Origin of the sequence: Paraburkholderia sp. BR10882, from assembly GCF_040948855.1 — a bacterium.
Taxonomy (GTDB): Bacteria; Pseudomonadota; Gammaproteobacteria; order Burkholderiales; family Burkholderiaceae; genus Paraburkholderia; species Paraburkholderia nodosa_A.
Genome location: NZ_JBFPKP010000001.1, coordinates 285107 through 303637 on the forward strand (window position 1 = coordinate 285107; position 18531 = coordinate 303637).

The following is an 18531-nucleotide window of genomic DNA, read 5'->3' on the forward strand; positions in this document are numbered from 1 at the left end:
TGCCCTTACTGGAGTCGATCATGCCGTATCAGCACATCGTGGTTCCGACCGGCGGTGAAAAGATCACCGTCAATCCGGACTTCTCGCTCAACGTCTCGGACCAGCCGATCATCCCGTACATCGAAGGCGATGGCACGGGCGTGGACATTACGCCGGTCATGCTGAAGGTGGTCGATGCGGCAGTCGAAAAGGCCTATGGCGGCAAGCGCAAGATTCACTGGATGGAAATCTACGCGGGCGAGAAGGCGACCCGCGTCTACGGTCCCGACGTGTGGCTGCCCGAAGAAACGCTCGACGTCGTGAAGGAATACGTGGTGTCGATCAAGGGGCCGCTCACGACGCCGGTGGGGGGTGGCATCCGCTCGCTCAACGTCGCGCTGCGCCAGCAGCTCGATCTGTACGTGTGCCTGCGTCCCGTGCAGTACTTCAAGGGCGTGCCCTCGCCGGTGCGCGCGCCGGAGAAGGTCAACATGGTCATCTTCCGCGAGAACTCGGAGGACATCTATGCGGGCATCGAATGGCCCGCGGAGTCCGAAGGCGCGAAGAAGCTCATCAAGTTCCTGCGCGAAGAGATGGGCGTGGCGAAGATCCGCTTCCCGGACAGTTCCGGCGTCGGCGTCAAGCCGGTGTCGCGCGAGGGCACGGAGCGTCTCGTGCGCAAGGCGATCCAGTATGCGATCGACAACGAGCGCCGCTCGGTCACGCTCGTGCACAAGGGCAACATCATGAAGTACACCGAAGGCGCGTTCCGCGACTACGGCTATGCGCTCGCGCAGAAGGAGTTCGCAGCGGAACTGATAGACGGCGGCCCGTGGATGAAGATCAAGAATCCGAAGACGGGCGGCGACATCGTGGTCAAGGACGTGATCGCCGATGCTTTCCTGCAGCAGATCCTGCTGCGCCCGGCCGAATACGACGTGATCGCCACGCTGAACCTGAACGGCGACTACATTTCCGACGCACTGGCGGCCCAGGTGGGCGGCATCGGTATCGCCCCGGGTGCGAATCTTTCGGACTCCGTGGCGATGTTCGAGGCGACGCACGGCACGGCCCCCAAGTATGCGGGCAAGGACTATGTGAATCCGGGTTCCGAAATTCTCTCGGCGGAAATGATGTTGCGTCATCTCGGCTGGTTCGAAGCGGCCAACCTCATCATTGCTTCGATGGAGAAGTCGATTCTGCAAAAGCGCGTGACCTATGACTTCGCGCGTTTGATGGAAGGGGCGACGCAGGTGTCGTGCTCGGGCTTCGGGCAGGTGATGATCGAGAATATGTAGGCGCAAGACGGTTCATCGCTGTCCCAGCAGAAAAAACCGGCAGACCGAAAGTTCTGCCGGTTTTTTATCCGGCTCGCCGCAAATTCGTCACGGATGGATGGGCTAGCCGACTTCGATCAGTCCGTGCGCTATCATGGCATTGGTCAATCGAGTCACTCCGCGGTTTCGTTCATCGTGCCAGTCGTCTATCGCTTCCTTCTCGTCTGCCTGCTCGCGCTGCTTTCCATGCGCGGCGCGATGGCGTGCGAGCACACGCAGCACGATGCAATGGCGGCGCACGCCGCACTCACGCCGCACGTCGTCGCGGATCGTTGCGCCGCGACGAGCAACCGTCGTCACGGCTCGCATTCCAGTTGTGGCGCGAGTTGCTGTGTCGCGGGCTGCTGCGCGCATTGCAGCGTGCCTTCTGCCGTGACTGCATTCGACGCGCAAACCGGCGCCCGTTCCACGCTTGTCGTGCTTCCCGCGGCCTTGCGTGCCGGCATTACGCACGCGCCTCCTTTGCCTCCTCCCATCGCCTGAGCCGGGCCGCTCGCTACGGGCGGCGTACTGCGCTCGCGCTTTTTCGCGAGCAAAACGACTCCCGCGCGCCAGGCGTGCGTGTTATCGCGCGTCGCGTGCCAGGCATGAACGAGGTATGAGGATTTCATCGATGAAACGAAGAGCATTTCTATCCGGCGCATTGAGCGCCGCCACCGCGACCCTGTTCGCGCGCCGCGCATTCGCACAAGATGCGGGCGATGCGATGCACGCCATGCACGGCATGACGGACATGCCGTCGATGTCGGGCGGCATGATGCACGCGCAAGTCCCGCTTGCGCCTGCCGATGCGTTGCCCGCCGGCGCGCCGCTTGCCGCGCTGCGCACGCTCGCCAATCAGAGCCGGGAGCCGGGCCTGTTTCGCGCGACGCTCGTTGCGCAGCCCGCGGCGCGTGCGCTCCTGCCCGGACAGCCGCAAACGGTCTTCTGGCAATACGACGCGCTCGCAGCGGCCGAAAACGACGGCCCGGTCATCGGCCCGATGATCGACGTACGCGAAGGCGACACTGTCGAAATCACGTTCGTGAACCGGCTGCCGCAGCCTTCGACGATTCATTGGCATGGCTTGCCCGTGCCGCCCGATCAGGACGGCAATCCCTCGAAACCGGTCGCGCCGGGTGAGCAGCACGTTTATCGCTTCACGCTGCCGCAGGGGAGCGCGGGCACCTACTGGTATCACCCGCATCCGCACATGCTGAGTTCGGAGCAGGTGTTCCGGGGACTGGCGGGCCCCTTCGTCGTGCGCGCCGCCGATGATCCACTCGCGTCGTGGCCGGAGCGGCATCTGTTCGTGTCCGACCTGAAGCTCGCGGCAGACGGCGCGATTGCCGCGAACGGCATGATGGACTGGATGAACGGCCGCGAAGGTCAGTACGTGCTCGTCAACGGCGCTCGTCAGCCGCACATCGAGGTCGTGCGCGACGAGCGCTGGCGCGTCTGGAATGGCTGCAACGCGCGCTATCTGCAACTCGCCTTCGACGACGGTCGCGCCTTCACGCAGGTGGGCACCGACGGCGGGCTGCTGGGCGCGCCGCGCGAGGGCGTCACCTCGCTGTTGCTCGCGCCGGGCGAGCGCGCGGAGCTGATCGTGCGCGCGGGGCAGGGCGCCTCGCGTGCGTCGCTGATTGCCGCGCAGTACGACCGCCACAAGATGGCGATGACGCACGGCAGCTTGCCCGCGGGGCCATCGCTGATCCTCGCGAGCGTTGGCTTCGCACCGGCGAGCGCGACGCAATCGGCACTGCCGTTGCGCCTGCGCGAGATTGCGCCGCTCATTTCGTCAGGTCTTCTAACGGTCCCGAAAAAGAGCGTGGTGTTCAGCGAAGCGATGGACATGAAAGCGATGCACGCACCGGGTGCCTCAGCGCAGCCCATGCCGCGCGGCATGCGATTCATGGTGAACGGGGCGGTATTCGATCCGGCGCGCGTGACGCTGGCGAGCCGGCGCGGGGAAGTCGAGCACTGGACGATAGCAAACGGCACGGACATGGATCATCCGTTTCATCTGCACGGTACGCAATTTCAGGTGCTGGCGCGCGAGCGTGGCGGTGTACGCAATGAGGAGGAACTGCTGGCATGGCGCGACACCGTGAACGTGCGGCGCGGCGAAACGGTGCACATCGCGACCGTCCAGCACGAGGCGGGCGATCGCATGTTTCATTGCCACATCCTCGAGCACGAGGATCTCGGCATGATGGGTACGTTGCGGGTGAGCTAGCACGCGAACGTTAAAAAACCATGACACCAAAAAGAAACCCGGCCGAAGCCGGGTTTCCAAGGTACGGGTACCGAACAGATCAGGCTGCTGCCTGAATGTTCGATGCCTGTTTACCCTTCGGGCCTTGCACGACCTCGAAGCTCACCTTCTGCCCTTCTTTGAGGGTCTTGAAGCCATTCATTTGAATAGCCGAAAAGTGAGCGAACAGGTCCTCACCGCCTTCATCCGGCGTAATGAACCCGAAACCCTTCGCGTCGTTGAACCACTTGACCGTACCGGTTGCCATACCAACTTCCCCTGTAACTCATGTCACTACCACGAGCAGTTCGAAAAGCTAAACGATCGCGGTGCGATCGCCCCCTCCTCACAAGCTCACCAACGGCATTTTTTCGAATTTAAGGCGGTTGAAAAAAGTGCCAGCTTGATTGTTGAGGGTCTTTAATCTGCTGTCAAGAATATTTTGAGACGGTCCTTGACACGTTGTAAAGAGCGCATTTCCAGGGTTTTTCCTGCTTTTCGCCGACGCTGAGCACCGGTGCATAAAGCAGGTGCAGGACAGCGTCTTGAAAAATTGCACAGGTGACGCATATGCGATGCACCGCACCATGTAATCTGACACTGAGCGTGCGGGCGCCTACAGTCGCTTCCCACGGCAACGGCAAGGTTGTGCGATACTCGATTCAACGGTGGCGTGAAAGCTGCTGAGAGCAGGATTGTGTACCGGCCCCGCAGCCGGTCCAAGGGATCGGAGCCGGGCCAGGGCGCATGAATTGCTTGCAGCGGGTCGCAGGTCGGGAGCGCCGGGTTCACCGGCCGGCCGGTCAGGTTACGGCAGGATTGCGGGCCTGTCCGAGTTGTTTAGAATGGGTGTATGGCGATTATCCCGGACAAGCAGGATTCAACCGTACTGGAGCGGCAGGAGCAAAAGGTCAAACCGCCCTCCATGTACAAGGTCGTGCTAATGAATGACGACTACACGCCGATGGAATTCGTCGTGATGGTCGTGCAGGAATATTTCAATAAGGACCGCGAGACCGCAACGCAGATCATGTTGAAGGTCCATCGCGAGGGCAGGGGTGTTTGTGGGGTCTATACGCGGGACATCGCGTCGACCAAGGTTGAGCAAGTCGTTACCCACGCACGGCAGGCCGGGCATCCGCTGCAGTGTGTGATGGAGGAAGCATGATTGCCCAGGAACTGGAAGTCAGCCTGCACATGGCGTTCATGGAAGCACGTCAGGCACGGCACGAGTTCATAACGGTCGAGCATTTGCTGCTGGCGCTGTTGGACAACCCAACAGCGGCGGAAGTGCTGCGCGCGTGTGCCGCCAATATCGAAGACCTGCGACAGAACCTGCGCAACTTCATTCACGACAACACCCCTACGGTGCCCGGCACGGATGACGTCGATACGCAGCCGACGCTCGGGTTCCAGCGCGTGATCCAGCGCGCGATCATGCACGTTCAGTCCACTTCCAACGGCAAGAAGGAAGTGACGGGCGCGAACGTGCTGGTCGCCATCTTCGGCGAGAAGGACTCGCACGCGGTGTATTACCTGCAGCAGCAGGGCGTCACGCGTCTGGATGTCGTGAATTTCATTTCGCACGGTATCGCGAAGACGGGCAGCGGCGAAGCCGCCAAGGCCAGCGACGCGAATGCCGAAGCCGAAGACGCCGCCGGCCAGAAGGAAACCCCGCTCGCCCAGTTCACGCAGAACCTGAACCAGATGGCGAAGGACGGCCGGATCGATCCGCTCATCGGTCGCGAACTGGAAGTGGAGCGCGTGGTGCAGGTGCTGTGCCGCCGCCGCAAGAACAATCCGCTGCTCGTGGGCGAGGCCGGTGTCGGCAAGACCGCGATCGCGGAAGGGCTCGCCTGGCGCATTACGCGCGGCGAAGTGCCGGACATTCTCGCGGATGCCCAGGTCTACTCGCTCGACATGGGCGCGCTGCTGGCGGGCACGAAATATCGCGGCGACTTCGAGCAACGCCTCAAAACGGTGCTGAAAGAACTGAAAGAGCGTCCGCACGCCATTCTGTTCATCGACGAAATTCATACGCTGATCGGCGCGGGCGCCGCGTCGGGCGGCACGCTGGATGCGTCGAACCTGCTCAAGCCGGCGCTCTCGTCGGGCACGCTCAAGTGCATCGGCGCGACGACGTTCACGGAATACCGCGGCATCTTCGAGAAGGACGCGGCGCTGTCGCGGCGCTTCCAGAAGGTCGACGTGGTCGAGCCGACCGTCGAGCAAACCGTGGCGATCCTGCGCGGTCTGAAGTCGCGTTTCGAAGAGCACCACGGCGTGAAATATTCGTCGGGCGCGCTGAACGCGGCGGCTGAACTGTCGGCGCGCTTCATCACCGACCGTCACTTGCCCGACAAGGCAATCGACGTGATCGACGAAGCGGGCGCGGCCCAGCGCATCCTGCCGAAGTCGAAGCAGAAGAAGACCATCGGCAAGAGCGAGATCGAGGAAATCATCTCGAAGATCGCGCGCGTGCCGGCGCAAAGCGTGTCGCAGGACGATCGCAGCAAGCTGCAAACGCTCGACCGCGATCTCAAGGCCGTGGTGTTCGGCCAGGATCCGGCCATCGACGCGCTCTCGGCTTCGATCAAGATGGCGCGCGCGGGTCTCGGCAAGACGGACAAGCCGATCGGCTCGTTCCTGTTCTCGGGCCCGACCGGCGTCGGCAAGACCGAAGTGGCGCGCCAGCTCGCGTTCACGCTCGGCATCGAGCTGATCCGCTTCGACATGTCGGAGTACATGGAACGCCATGCGGTGAGCCGTCTGATCGGCGCGCCGCCGGGCTATGTCGGGTTCGACCAGGGCGGTCTGCTCACCGAAGCCGTCACGAAGAAGCCGCACTGCGTGCTGCTGCTCGACGAAATCGAGAAGGCGCACCCGGACATCTTCAACGTGCTGCTGCAGGTGATGGACCACGGCACGCTGACCGACAACAACGGCCGCAAGGCGGATTTCCGCAACGTCATCATCATCATGACGACGAATGCGGGCGCCGAGGCAATGAACAAGTCGACGATCGGCTTCACGACCCGGCGCGAGCAGGGCGACGAACTGGCCGATATCAAGCGCCTGTTCACGCCCGAGTTCCGCAACCGGCTCGATCAGACGATCAGCTTCCGTGCGCTCGATGAGGAAATCATCATGCGCGTGGTCGACAAGTTCCTCATGCAACTGGAAGACCAGCTGCACGAGAAGAAGGTCGACGCGGTCTTCACCGACGCGCTGCGCAAGCATCTGGCCAAGCACGGCTTCGACCCGCTCATGGGCGCGCGGCCGATGCAGCGCCTGATCCAGGACACGATCCGCCGTGCGCTCGCCGACGAACTGCTGTTCGGCAAGCTCATGAACGGCGGCCGCGTGACCGTGGACGTCGATGCGGAAGACAAGGTCCAGCTCACGTTCGACGAGCAGCCGGCGCCGCGCAATCCGGAAGCGGTGGAAGTGGAGTAAGCGGCAGCGCTACGGCGCAAACAGCCTTCAGGCAAGACGGCGCAGTCCGAAAGGACTGCGCCGTTTTTCTTTGGCGCCGGCGGGTAGAGACGTTGCGCCGTGACGCACAGGCGCGCCCGCCGTTTGCCGGCAATCAGCCGGTAAAATGCACGTTTGTCCGCCGTCGGCGTTTTTTGATGCGCGGCGCTGAGTAGCGTCTCGCGCGTAGCAGGGGTGTAACAGTGGTACCACGTAAATCGGGCGCGTTCGAAGCCATCGTCGAGCGCGAACAGGGGCTGCGTCAGGGCTTGTCCGCCGGGCAGATGACAATGATCGCCATCGGCGGCGCAGTCGGCACCGGACTCTTTCTCGGCAGTGGCTTCGCGATCTCTTTTGCCGGTCCGGGCGTGCTGATTTCCTACGCGATCGGCGCGCTGATCGCCTTGCTGTTGATGGGCGCGCTCGCCGAGATGACCGTCGCGCACCCCGTATCGGGCTCGTTCGGCGCGTATGCCGAGCACTACGTCGGGCCGCTCGCCGGGTTTGTCGTGCGCTATGCGTACTGGTCGGCGTACGTGCTGGCGGTGGGCACCGAGGTTGCGGCAATCGCCGTCTACATGAAATTCTGGTTTCCCCACGTGCCGGGGCTCTACTGGATCGTCGGATTTTCAGCAGCGCTGATCGTTGTGAACGCAATGAGTGTGCGCGCGTACGGCACCATCGAATATCTGTTTTCGAGCCTCAAGATCGCGGCCATCGTTGCGTTCATCGTGCTGGGCGCATGGTTCGTATGGCGCGCGCCGGCCGGCTCCGGCGTGGGCTTCGCGAACTACACGTCGCACGGCGGCTTGCTGCCGCGAGGCTGGTGGGGCGTGTGGGTGGGGACGATCGTCTCGCTCTTCAGCTACCTGGGCGTAGAGACGATCGCCGTGGCGGCTGCCGAGGCGCAGGATCCGCAGCGCGCCGTCACGCGCGCGTTTCGCGCAACCGTGCTGCGCCTCGTGCTGTTCTACCTGCTCACGCTCGCGCTCATGCTCGCCATCGTGCCGTGGACCCAGGCGGGCGGCAACGAGAGCCCGTTCGTGAAGGTCATGGCCGCAACAGGCGTGCCTTACGCGGCGGGTGCGATCAACTTCGTCGTGCTCGTGGCGGCGCTCTCGGCCATGAACAGCCAGCTCTACATCACCACGCGCATGATGTTCAGTCTCTCGCGCGCGGGTTACGCGCCGGCGGCGTTCGGGCGCCTCACGCGTCACGGCGTGCCGACGGCAGCGCTTTCGCTGTCCACCATCGGCATTGCGGTGGCGGCCGTGCTCAACGCGCTCTGGCCGCAGGCAGCGTTCACGCTGATGATGTCGATCGCGATGTTCGGCGCGATGTTCACGTGGTTCATGATCTTCGTCACGCAGATCTTTTTCCGCGTGCGCCAGGCGCGCGAAGGCGGCGCGCCGCTCGCGTTTCGCATGTGGGGCTTTCCGTTCACGAGCGTGCTGGGTGCGCTGTTGATGCTCGGCATTCTCGCCGGCACGGCCTTCACGCGCGAATTCCGCATGACGCTCGCCTATGGCCTCGCGTTTCTCGCGGTGCTCGTCGTGGTGTATGCGCTCTGGTATCGTCGGCGTCCCGGCGCGGCGCAGCGAACCGAAGCCTCCGTCTAAACGCAAAAAAGCACGCCAAGGCGTGCTTTTTTGTTGTCGGCGCAGCCGCCTGGATCAGTGCTTGCCCGTGCTGCCGAAACCGCCCGCGCCGCGCTCGCTCGCCTCGAAGTCGTCGACGATGTTGAACTGCGCCTGCACGACCGGCACGATCACGAGCTGCGCAAGGCGCTCGAGCGGGTTGAGCGTGAAGGTGGTGTGGCCGCGGTTCCAGGTCGAAATCATCAGTTCGCCCTGGTAGTCCGAGTCGATCAGGCCGACCAGATTGCCGAGTACGATGCCGTGCTTGTGGCCGAGGCCCGAGCGCGGGAGGATCAGCGCCGCGTAGCCGGGATCGGCCACGTGGATGGCGAGGCCCGTCGGCACGAGCTTCGTTTCGCCCGGTTCGAGCGTGATCGGCGCGTCGAGGCACGCGCGCAGGTCGAGGCCGGCGCTGCCCGGCGTGGCGTAGTGGGGCAGCTGGTCGCGCATGCGCTCGTTCAGGATCTTGATGTCGATTTTCATGAAGTCAGGATGAGGGGGCGGTGGTGGATCGCTCAGGCGCGAGGTAGCTGGAAGGCCTCGGCGAGCAGTTCATAAGAGCGCAGACGAGCCTTGTAGCTGCCCGCAACGGTCAGCACGATCAGTTCGTCGGCGCGAAAGTTGTCCTTGATGGCGAGAAGCCGCTCGGTGACGCTTTCGGGCGTGCCGATGACGCTGCGCGGCTTCTCGCGGTCGATCACGATCTGCTCGCGCTCGCCGTACTCCTGCGCGCGCCCCTGCTCGAGGCTCGGGATCGGCGCGTTCAGTCCGTAGGCCATTTGCACGCGCCGCAGGTCGACGGCCTTTTCGAGGTCGGCGGCTTCCGCTTCGGTGTCGGCGCAGATCGCGAACACGGCGCACGCGAGATACGGCTTCGCTTCGTGGCCCGGCTTGAAGCGGTCGAGATAGGCCTCGGCCACGAGATGCCCGAAGTGCGCGTTGATGAAGTGCGCGAACGAGAAGCGCAGCCCGAGCTGCGCGGCGAGGTTGCCGCCGAAATCGCTCGAGCCGAGCACCCAGAGCTGCGGGCGCGTCTGGATCTGCGGCTGCAGCACGACGCCGCTCGCGAGATGATCGGCGGGGAGCGTGCCGTCCATCAGGCCGACGAGATCCTGCACTTGCTGCGCGAACTGGTCGCCGCGGTTGTACGAGCCCGCGGCCACGGCCTGCGCCGTGCGCATGTCGCCGCCCGGCGCGCGTCCGACACCGAGATCGACGCGTCCGGGAAAGAGCGCTTCGAGCATCATGAACTGCTCGGCGACCTTGAAGGGGCTGTAATAGGGCAGCATGATGCCGCCCGAGCCGATCCGGATGCGCTTCGTGACGCTGCCGAGGCGCGCGAGCATGACTTCTGGGCAGGGGTTGCACACGCCCAGCAGGCCATGATGCTCGGCGCACCAGTAGCGCGTGTAGCCGAGGTCGTCGGCGAGCTGTGCAAGCTCGATGGTGGCGGCGATGGCGTCCGCCGCACTGTGCCCGGCGATGACGGGCGACTGGTCGAGTACGGAAAGCAGTGTCATGGCAGTACTGCTCCTTGCCTGGGTTCGCGGCGCCGCACGCCGGCACGCGGGTGCGCCGGCGCGCGCGTCACGAGATGATGCTCGGGTCCGGCAGACGCCGCGCGATTTCGGCGACGAGCGTCTGCGCGAGCGCCTGCTTGGCCGCGCGCGGCAGCGGCTTGCGGCCACCCGCCTCGAACAGCACGACTTCATTGTCGTCCCGACCGAAGGTGAGCGGGCCGAGATTGCCGATCAACAGCGGCACCTTCTTGCGCGCGCGCTTTTCTTCGCCATGCACGTCGAGGTCGCCGCTTTCGGCGGCGAAGCCCACGCAGTACGGCGGATTCGGCAAGGCCGCGACCGAGGCGAGGATGTCCGGGTTCTCGACGAACGTGAACGTCGGCATGCGGTGCTCGGCCGTCTTCTTGATCTTGTGTTCGGCGACGTGATCGACGCGCCAGTCGGCCACGGCCGCCACGCCGATGAAGACATCGGCGTCGGTCGCGGCGCGCATGACCGCGTCGTACATCTGCTGGGCGGTCTGCACGTCTTCGCGATACACGCCCCACGGCGTTTCCAGCGCGACCGGGCCGGCGACGAGATGCACCTCGGCGCCCGCCTGCTGCGCGGCGCGCGCGAGCGCGAAGCCCATCTTGCCGCTCGAGCGGTTGGTGATGCCGCGCACGGGATCGAGCGGCTCGAAGGTCGGGCCGGCGGTGATCAGGAGCTTGCGGCCCGCGAGCACCTTCGGCGCGAAGAACGAGACGATCGCCTCGTACACGGCCTCGGGTTCGAGCATGCGCCCGTCGCCGATCTCGCCGCACGCCTGCGGACCGGAATCGGGGCCGAGCGTTTCGATGCCGTCCGCGCGCAGTTGCGCGACGTTGCGCTGCGTGGCCGGGTTTTGCCACATCTGCCGGTTCATCGCGGGCACGACCAGCAATGGACAGTCGCGCGCCACGCACAGCGTGGAGAGCAGGTCGTCGGCGAAACCGTGGGCGAGTTTGGCGAGGAAGTCGGTCGAGGCCGGCGCGATGACGATGGCGTCGGCTTCGCGCGAGAGGTCGATGTGCGCCATGTTGTTGGGCACGCGGCCGTCCCACTGGCTCGTGTAGACGGGGCGGCCCGAGAGCGCCTGCATGGTGACCGGCGTGATGAACTGCGTGGCGGCCTCGGTCATCACGATCTGCACGGTCGCGCCGGCCTTGGTCAGCAGGCGCGTGAGCTCGGCGATCTTGTAGCAGGCGATGCCGCCCGTCATGCCGAGCACGAGGTGGCGGCCGGCCAGTTCGCCTGGGTTTGCAGCGGACGTGTTCAAGTCACAGCTCCTATGTCGACCAGAGTTGGCGCTTTAGCGCCCGACTGCAGCCCGCACGCTCAGCGCGCGCCGCGCACGCGCCGCAATTCGTCGAACACCAGCAGCGCCGCGCCAATGCAGATCGCGCTATCGGCGAGGTTGAACGCCGGCCAGTGCCAGCCGCCCACGTGGAAATCGAGAAAGTCGATCACGTGGCCGTAAAGCAGGCGGTCGATCACATTGCCGAGCGCGCCGCCCATGATGAGCGCGAGCGCCGTGCAAAAGAGCTTCTGCGTAGCGTGGCGCTTGAGCAGATAGCAGATCACGAGCGCCGCCACGACGCCGAGCAGCGTGAACGCCCAGCGCTGCCAGCCGCCCGCAGCCGACAGGAAGCTGAATGCCGCGCCCTTGTTGTAGACCAGCACGAGGTTGAAGAACGGCGTGATCACGCGGCCTTCGCCGTAGCTGAACACCTTGTTGATGGCGATTTTCGTGAGCTGGTCGGCGAGGATCACGATCACCGCGACTCCGAGCCACGGCGCGAGCGTGCCGCCCGCGCCATTCGACCTGGACTGCTTCGGCAGGGTTTTTGCCATTATGCCGCGCTCCGCTTTTCACCGTCGCCGAACAGATTCGCGACGCAGCGGCCGCACAGGCCCGGATGCTCCGCGTTCGCGCCCACGTCTTCGCGGTAGTGCCAGCAGCGCTCGCACTTGAGGTACTTCGAGGTGACCACTTCGACGCCTTCCTCGGCTTCGCTATCGACCTTCACGATTTCCGCCGCCGAGGTGATCAGCACGAATTTGAGGTCGTCGCCGAGCGAGGCGAGGGCATCGTAGCGCGCGCCGCTCGCGAGAATGCGCACTTCGGCCTGCAGCGACGAGCCGATCTGGTTCGCCACGCGCGCCTCTTCGAGCGCCTTCGTCACGTTGCCGCGCACTTCGCGCAGCAGCGTCCATTTGGCGATCAGCTCCGGCGCGCCTTCGACGTCCGGGAAGGCGTGGAAGGTTTCGGTGAAGATGGTTTCGCTTTGCGGCTGGAACACCTTCCACGCTTCTTCGGCCGTGAACGAGAGGAACGGCGCGAGGATGCGCAGCAGGCTGTGCGTGATGTGATGCAGCGCCGTTTGCGCACCGCGGCGGGCCTTCGAATCCGCCGCGCTCGTGTAGAGGCGGTCCTTCAGGACGTCGAGGTAGAAGCCGCCCAGGTCTTCCGAGCAGAACGTCTGGAGCTTGGCCACGACCGGGTGGAACTCGTAGCGGTCGTAGTGGGCGAGCACGTCGTTTTGCAACGTATGCGTGAGCGCGACGGCATAGCGGTCGATCTCGAGCCATTCGCTTGCGGGCAGCGCGTGCTTCTCGAAGTCGAAGTCCGAGAGGTTCGAGAGCAGGAAGCGCAGCGTGTTGCGAATACGGCGATAGCCTTCCGTCACGCGCTTGAGAATCTCTTCGGAGATGGCCAGTTCGCCCGAGTAGTCGGTCGAGGCGATCCACAGACGGATGATTTCCGCGCCCAGACGATTCGCCACTTCATGCGGATCGACGCCGTTGCCGAGCGACTTCGACATCTTGCGGCCTTCGCCGTCGACGGTGAAGCCGTGCGTGAGCAGCGCGTTGTAGGGCGGCCGGCCGTCGAGCATCGATGCCGTGAGCAGCGACGAGTGGAACCAGCCGCGGTGCTGGTCCGAGCCTTCCAGGTACAGGTCGGCCGGGAACTGGAGTTCATCTTTGTGCGAGCCGCGCAGCACGTGCCAGTGCGTCGTGCCCGAGTCGAACCACACGTCGAGCGTGTCGCGGTTCTTTTCGTACAGGTTGGCGTCGTCGCCGAGCAGTTCGCGCGGGTCGAGCGTCTGCCACGCTTCGATGCCTTCTTTTTCCACGCGCTGCGCGACCTGTTCGAGCAGCTCCAGCGTGCGCGGATGCAGCTCGCCGGTTTCCTTGTGCACGAAGAACGCCATCGGCACGCCCCATTGGCGCTGGCGCGAGAGCGTCCAGTCCGGGCGGTTGGCGATCATCGAATACAGGCGCTGCTTGCCCCACGATGGGTAGAACGCCGTCGCCTCGATGCCTTCGAGCGCCGTTTCGCGCAGCGTCTTGCCGGCGTCCTTGGGCGTCACGTCCATGCCCGCGAACCACTGCGAAGTCGCGCGGTAGATGATCGGCGTCTTGTGGCGCCAGCAGTGCATGTAGCTGTGCAGGTACTTCTCGCTGCGCAGGAGCGTGCCGGCGGCGTCGAGTGCGTCGACGATCTTCGGGTTCGCGGCCCAGATCGAGAGGCCGCCGAACAGCGGCAGCGATTCGATGTAGCGGCCGTCGCCCATCACCGGGCTGATGATGTCGGAATCCGCCATGCCGTGCGCCTTGCACGACACGAAGTCTTCCACGCCGTAAGCGGGCGCAGAGTGCACGATGCCCGTGCCGGTGTCGGTCGTGACGTAGTCGCCGAGGTAGATCGGCGAGGTGCGCTTGTAGCCCGGATGCGCCGAGGCGAGCGGGTGATTGAAGCGCAGCAGCGAGAGCTTCTTGCCCTTCGTCGTGGCGACGATCTTGCCCTCGAGCCCGAACTCCTTCATGCACGCTTCCACGCGCTCGACGGCGAGGATCAGCAGGCCGCGCTGTGTGTCCACGAGCGCGTAGTCGATCTCAGGGTGCACGTTCAGCGCCTGGTTCGACGGAATCGTCCAGGGCGTGGTGGTCCAGATCACGATGCCGCCTTCCTCGCGCGGCAGCGCGGGCAGGCCGAACGCGGCCGCCGTTTCGGCGGGTTGCGCGAACGTGAACAGCACGTCGATGGTGGGATCGGTCTTGTCCTTGTACTCGACTTCGGCCTCGGCGAGCGCCGAGCCGCAGTCGAAGCACCAGTTCACGGGCTTCAGGCCCCGGAACACATAGCCCTTCTCGATGATCTTCGCGAGTGCGCGGATCTCGCCGGCCTCGTTCGCGAAGTTCATCGTCTTGTACGGGTTGTTCCAGTCGCCGAGCACGCCCAGGCGCTTGAAGCCCTTCTTTTGCGTCTCGATCTGGCCGGCCGCGTACTCGCGCGCCTTCTGCATCACTTCCTGGGCGGGCAGCGACTTGCCGAACTGCTTTTCGATCTGGATTTCGATCGGCATGCCGTGGCAGTCCCAGCCCGGCACGTAGACCGCGTCGAAGCCCGCGAGATTGCGCGCCTTGACGATCATGTCCTTGAGGATCTTGTTCACCGCGTGGCCGAGGTGGATGTCGCCGTTCGCATACGGCGGCCCGTCGTGCAGGATGAACTTCTTGCGGCCCTTCGAAGCCGCGCGGATCTTCTCGTAGACCTGGTTCTCTTCCCATTCCTTGACCCATTGCGGTTCGCGCCTGGGCAGGTCGCCGCGCATCGGGAACGGGGTGTCGAGCAGGTTGACGGGGTACTTCGATTCGGACTTCTGCGGCTTGCCGGAGGATGCTTTCTTGTCGCTCATGGTGAGATCACGTGGAATTCGGGGGATGCATGGCGTCAGCGTTGCGGCCGATGCCGCGCAACCGTCGCCTCGGGCGCTGCATGCCGTGCTGGGGGCACGCGGCGCCTGGGGGCGGGGCAGCCCGCGCATGCGGGCCGCAGGTCACCTAATTCGGTCGGTGGCCGAGGTGGCGAAGCCGGTGGAGGCGCCGCCGGCCACGTCTGCGCCCACGGCGGCGAACCACGCGCGGGTGTTCGCCACGTCGCGAGCGATCGCGGCGGTGAGCGTTTCGAGGTCGGGAAACTTCTCCTCGTCACGCAGCTTCTTGAGAAACTCGACGCGCACGAGCTTGCCGTAGGCGTCGCCGTGCCAGTCGAGCAGATGCACTTCGAGCAGCACGCGGCCCGAGTCGTCCACGGTCGGGCGCAGGCCGAGGCTCGCGACGCCGGGCAGCGGATGATCGGCAATGCCATGCACCATCACGACGAAAATGCCCTTGAGCGCCGGCCGCTTGTGGCCGATCAGCAGGTTCATCGTGGGGAAGCCCAGGTCGCGCCCGAGCTTCAGGCCGTGCGTGACGTGTGCGCTGATGTGATAGCCGCGGCCAAGCGAAGCGCGCGCGGCGTCGAGGTCGCCCGCGTTCAGTTGCGCGCGCACCGCAGAGCTGGAAATGCGCACGCCCGAAGGGTCGGCCACGGTCGCCATCTGCTCGACTTCGAAGCCGTGATGCGCGCCCGCGGCCTGCAGCGAAGCGAAGTCGCCCGCGCGCTTCGCGCCGTAGCGGAAGTCGTCGCCGATCATCATCCAGCGCGCGTGCAGCCCGCCCACGATGATGCGCTCGACGAACGCCTCGGGCGACTGGCTCGCGAACGTGTGGTTGAAATGCTCGACCACGACGCGGTCCACGCCGTTCTCGCGCAGCGCTTCGAGCTTGTCGCGCAACATGGCGATGCGCGGCGGGGCGCTGGCCGGGTTGAAGAATTCGCGCGGATGCGGCTCGAAGGTCATCACGCAGACGGGCAGGCCGCGCGCGTCGGCTGCCGCGCGCACGCGCGCGAGCAATGCCTGATGCCCGCGGTGGACACCGTCGAAATTGCCGATGGTCAGCGCGCAGGGCGCGCGGCTTTCGGCATTGGGAAGACCGCGGAAGACTCTCACGATAGCGGAACCTGGTGGAACCTCGAAAAGCGCGCTGGCGCAGCACGCGTGCTAATGATCGACTGCTGACCGGGTGACCTGGCCACTCGCGGCCCCAAGGACCGCGACGAAACAGAAGATTATAAACGCACGAGGCGACGATCGCCGCCGCACGAGCGTTGAGCCGGCCCCCCGATGATAAAATCCGCGGATGAAAAATCTCGTCATCCTGATTTCGGGGCGGGGCAGCAACATGGAAGCCATCGTGCGCGCTTGCGCGCAGGAAGCTTGGGGCGCGCGTATCGCCGCCGTGATTGCCAACCGTCCTGACGCTGCGGGCCTCGCGTTCGCGGCGTCGAACGGCATTGCCACGGCGGTCGTCGATCACCGCCAGTTTCCCGATCGCGCCAGCTTCGACACGGCGCTCGCTCAAGTCATCGACGGCTACGCGCCGGACCTCGTCGTGCTGGCGGGCTTCATGCGCGTGCTGACCGAATCGTTCGTCGGCCATTATGCGGGTCGGATGCTCAATATCCATCCCTCGCTGCTGCCGATGTTTCCGGGCCTCAAGACGCACCAGCAGGCGCTCGACGCCGGGTGCCGCGTGCACGGCGCGACGGTGCATTTCGTCACGCCTACGCTCGATCATGGTCCGATCGTCGCACAGTCGGTAATTCCGGTGCGCGCGGGAGACGACGCCGCGGCACTCGCCGCGCGCGTGCTCAAGACCGAACATTTGATGTACCCGCGCGCGGTGCGCTGGTTCGTCGAAGGGCGCCTCGCGCTCGACGGCGAACGCGTGACGCTCACGCCGGCCGAGCCACAGTGGCTCTTCTTTGACGACTCGCAAGCCGCCGGGGAGGGCGCATGAGACTGCATGGATTTCTGATTGGACAGACCGAAACGTTGCTCGCCGACGTCCTCAAATTTACGGGCCCGGCCGACGCCGTGACGAGCCGCTTCTTCCGCGAGCATCCGAAGCTCGGCCACGCCGAGCGCGGTGTGATCGCCGAAGCCGTGTTCGCGGTGCTGCGCCGGCGCATGGAGTTCGCGCACCTGGCCGAAAGCGGCACGGGCAGCCCGACGCGCCGCCTCACGCTGCTCGGCCTCATGGCGACGGCGGGCCGCTCGGCGATCCGGCCCTTCGTATCGGACGCCGAGGCGACCTGGCTCGAGCACGTCGCGAAGATCGACCCGGCGAGCTTGCCGCTGCGCGTGCAGCTGAATCTGCCGGAGTGGATCATGAAGGCGCTGGAAACGCGCTTTGAGCCCACCGAACTCGCGCAACTGGCCGCCGCGCTCAATTACCCGGCGCCGCTCGATCTGCGGGCCAATCCCATCAAGGCGAGTCGCGAGGAGCTGATCCGCGCGCTGTCCGAGTCGGGCATCGAAGGCGGGGAAATGCCGTTCGCGCCGTTCGGCGTGCGCGTGACGGGCAAGCCCGCGCTCGCGAAACTCGACTCGTTCAAGAACGGCTGGTTCGAGGTGCAGGACGAGGGCAGCCAGCTGCTGTGCACGCTGCTGGCGCCGCGCCGCGGCGAGATGGTCGTGGACTTCTGCGCAGGCGCGGGCGGCAAGACGCTGGCGCTCGGCGCGATGATGCGCTCGACCGGCCGTCTCTACGCCTTCGACGTGTCCGACCGGCGCCTCGCCAAGCTCAAGCCGCGCCTCGCGCGCAGTGGCCTGTCGAACGTCAATCCCGTGCTGATCGACAGCGAGCACGACGCCAAGATCAAGCGGCTGATCGGCAAGATCGACCGCGTGCTCGTGGATGCCCCGTGCTCGGGCCTCGGCACGCTGCGCCGCAACCCCGACCTCAAGTGGCGCCAGTCGCCGGAGTCGATCGCCGAACTCGCGCCCAAGCAGCTTTCGATTCTCACGAGCGCGGCGCGCCTGCTCAAGCGTGGCGGCCGTCTCGTCTACGCGACCTGCAGCATTCTCGAAGCCGAGAACGAAGCGGTCGTGAAGCAGTTCCTCGAGGCGCACCCCGAGTTCGTGCTGGTGAGTGCGCGCGACGTGTTGGCCGAGCAGCGTGTGGGCCTCGATACCGGCGACTACCTCTCGCTGTGGCCGCACCGCCACGCCACCGACGGCTTCTTTGCCGCCGTGCTGGAGCGTCGCGGCGAAGCGAAGCCGAAGACCAGGGCCGCCGGCGCGCAGACCACGCCTGAAGAAGCCGCCGCGGAACAAGAGGCGTCCGACGCGATCGCGAAGGCGCAGGAAAGCGAAGCGGCCGAGCCGGACGCCGCGCTGGAGTAAGCGGCGCAGGTACGACGTTTGCGGGACCGTCCGGCGGGAGAAGCCGGATGGTCCGCGACAGTCGCGCTGGCCTGCTGCATCGAATAAGCAGGCGATGCCGTGCAGCTCGAACTAGCATTCTCAGTAGAGCGCGCGACACATGGGATCGCGGTGAAAGATTAGATGGGGTCAGATATCATGGAAAGTGCCAGTTGAGGTGCGGCAAAGCGCCTCGAAACGCACTTCAGACGTTGACGCCGTAACCAATAAAGA

15 protein-coding genes are annotated in these 18531 nt (G+C 65.2%); 8 read left to right on the top strand and 7 right to left on the bottom strand.

Annotated elements, in window-relative coordinates; all coding sequences use genetic code 11:
• The first annotated feature begins 20 nt into the window (after positions 1–20).
• The 3 genes from icd to AB3X99_RS01300 all read left to right on the top strand — a co-directional run bounded on the left by icd (position 21) and on the right by AB3X99_RS01300 (position 3534).
• Entirely contained in the window at positions 21–1277 is a 1257-nt protein-coding gene (gene icd / locus AB3X99_RS01290) for an NADP-dependent isocitrate dehydrogenase (protein ID WP_069262766.1), read from the top strand.
• A 93-nt stretch (positions 1278–1370) separates the two neighbouring features.
• Positions 1371–1799 (top strand): hypothetical protein, encoded by a 429-nt coding sequence (locus AB3X99_RS01295; protein WP_368615953.1) that lies wholly within the window; start codon positions 1371–1373, stop codon positions 1797–1799.
• Positions 1800–1929: 130 nt separating this feature from the next.
• On the top strand, positions 1930–3534 hold the full coding sequence (locus AB3X99_RS01300) for a multicopper oxidase family protein (protein ID WP_368615954.1): 1605 nt from the start codon (positions 1930–1932) through the stop codon (positions 3532–3534).
• 79 nt (positions 3535–3613) lie between these two features.
• Here AB3X99_RS01300 and cspD read toward each other — a convergent pair whose 3' ends face one another.
• Entirely contained in the window at positions 3614–3820 is a 207-nt protein-coding gene (cspD, locus tag AB3X99_RS01305) for a cold shock domain-containing protein CspD (protein WP_017776809.1), read from the bottom strand.
• Positions 3821–4405: 585 nt separating this feature from the next.
• On the opposite strand from cspD, the gene clpS reads away from it, so the two are divergent.
• The 3 genes from clpS (at position 4406) to AB3X99_RS01320 (ending at position 8645) form a co-directional block, all read left to right on the top strand.
• Positions 4406–4720: an ATP-dependent Clp protease adapter ClpS gene (gene clpS / locus AB3X99_RS01310; protein ID WP_028213389.1), complete on the top strand. Its 315-nt coding sequence runs from the start codon at positions 4406–4408 to the stop codon at positions 4718–4720.
• On the top strand, positions 4717–7008 hold the full coding sequence (clpA, locus tag AB3X99_RS01315; RefSeq protein ID WP_069262762.1) for an ATP-dependent Clp protease ATP-binding subunit ClpA: 2292 nt from the start codon (positions 4717–4719) through the stop codon (positions 7006–7008). Before clpS ends, clpA begins: the two co-directional genes overlap by 4 nt.
• 221 nt (positions 7009–7229) lie before the next feature.
• Entirely contained in the window at positions 7230–8645 is a 1416-nt protein-coding gene (locus tag AB3X99_RS01320) for an amino acid permease (RefSeq protein WP_368615955.1), read from the top strand.
• A 54-nt stretch (positions 8646–8699) separates the two neighbouring features.
• Here the strand turns inward: AB3X99_RS01320 and dut are convergent, their stop codons facing one another.
• The 6 genes from dut to AB3X99_RS01350 form a co-directional block, all read right to left on the bottom strand.
• The gene (gene dut, locus AB3X99_RS01325; RefSeq protein WP_028205273.1) at positions 8700–9146 is read right to left on the bottom strand and encodes a dUTP diphosphatase; all 447 of its coding nucleotides are present in this window, start codon (positions 9144–9146) and stop codon (positions 8700–8702) included.
• A 32-nt stretch (positions 9147–9178) separates the two neighbouring features.
• Positions 9179–10183: an LLM class flavin-dependent oxidoreductase gene (locus AB3X99_RS01330; protein WP_368615956.1), complete on the bottom strand. Its 1005-nt coding sequence runs from the start codon at positions 10181–10183 to the stop codon at positions 9179–9181.
• A 67-nt stretch (positions 10184–10250) separates the two neighbouring features.
• Positions 10251–11480, bottom strand: a complete 1230-nt coding sequence (gene coaBC / locus AB3X99_RS01335; protein WP_342948505.1) for a bifunctional phosphopantothenoylcysteine decarboxylase/phosphopantothenate--cysteine ligase CoaBC — start codon at positions 11478–11480, stop codon at positions 10251–10253.
• A 59-nt stretch (positions 11481–11539) separates the two neighbouring features.
• A complete protein-coding gene (gene lspA, locus AB3X99_RS01340; protein ID WP_069262759.1) occupies positions 11540–12055 on the bottom strand; it encodes a signal peptidase II in 516 nt (171 codons plus the stop codon).
• Positions 12055–14904 carry an isoleucine--tRNA ligase gene (gene ileS / locus AB3X99_RS01345; protein WP_368615957.1) on the bottom strand — a complete coding sequence of 950 codons (2850 nt, stop codon included), beginning with the start codon at positions 14902–14904 and terminating at the stop codon, positions 12055–12057. Before ileS ends, lspA begins: the two co-directional genes overlap by 1 nt.
• 141 nt (positions 14905–15045) lie before the next feature.
• Positions 15046–16041, bottom strand: a complete 996-nt coding sequence (locus tag AB3X99_RS01350) for a bifunctional riboflavin kinase/FAD synthetase (RefSeq protein WP_342948507.1) — start codon at positions 16039–16041, stop codon at positions 15046–15048.
• A gap of 190 nt (positions 16042–16231) precedes the next feature.
• On the opposite strand from AB3X99_RS01350, the gene purN reads away from it, so the two are divergent.
• On the top strand, positions 16232–16891 hold the full coding sequence (gene purN, locus AB3X99_RS01355; protein WP_069262756.1) for a phosphoribosylglycinamide formyltransferase: 660 nt from the start codon (positions 16232–16234) through the stop codon (positions 16889–16891).
• On the top strand, positions 16888–18279 hold the full coding sequence (locus AB3X99_RS01360; RefSeq protein ID WP_368615958.1) for an RsmB/NOP family class I SAM-dependent RNA methyltransferase: 1392 nt from the start codon (positions 16888–16890) through the stop codon (positions 18277–18279). The genes purN and AB3X99_RS01360 overlap by 4 nt, the downstream gene beginning before the upstream one ends.
• Positions 18280–18531 lie beyond the last annotated feature (252 nt).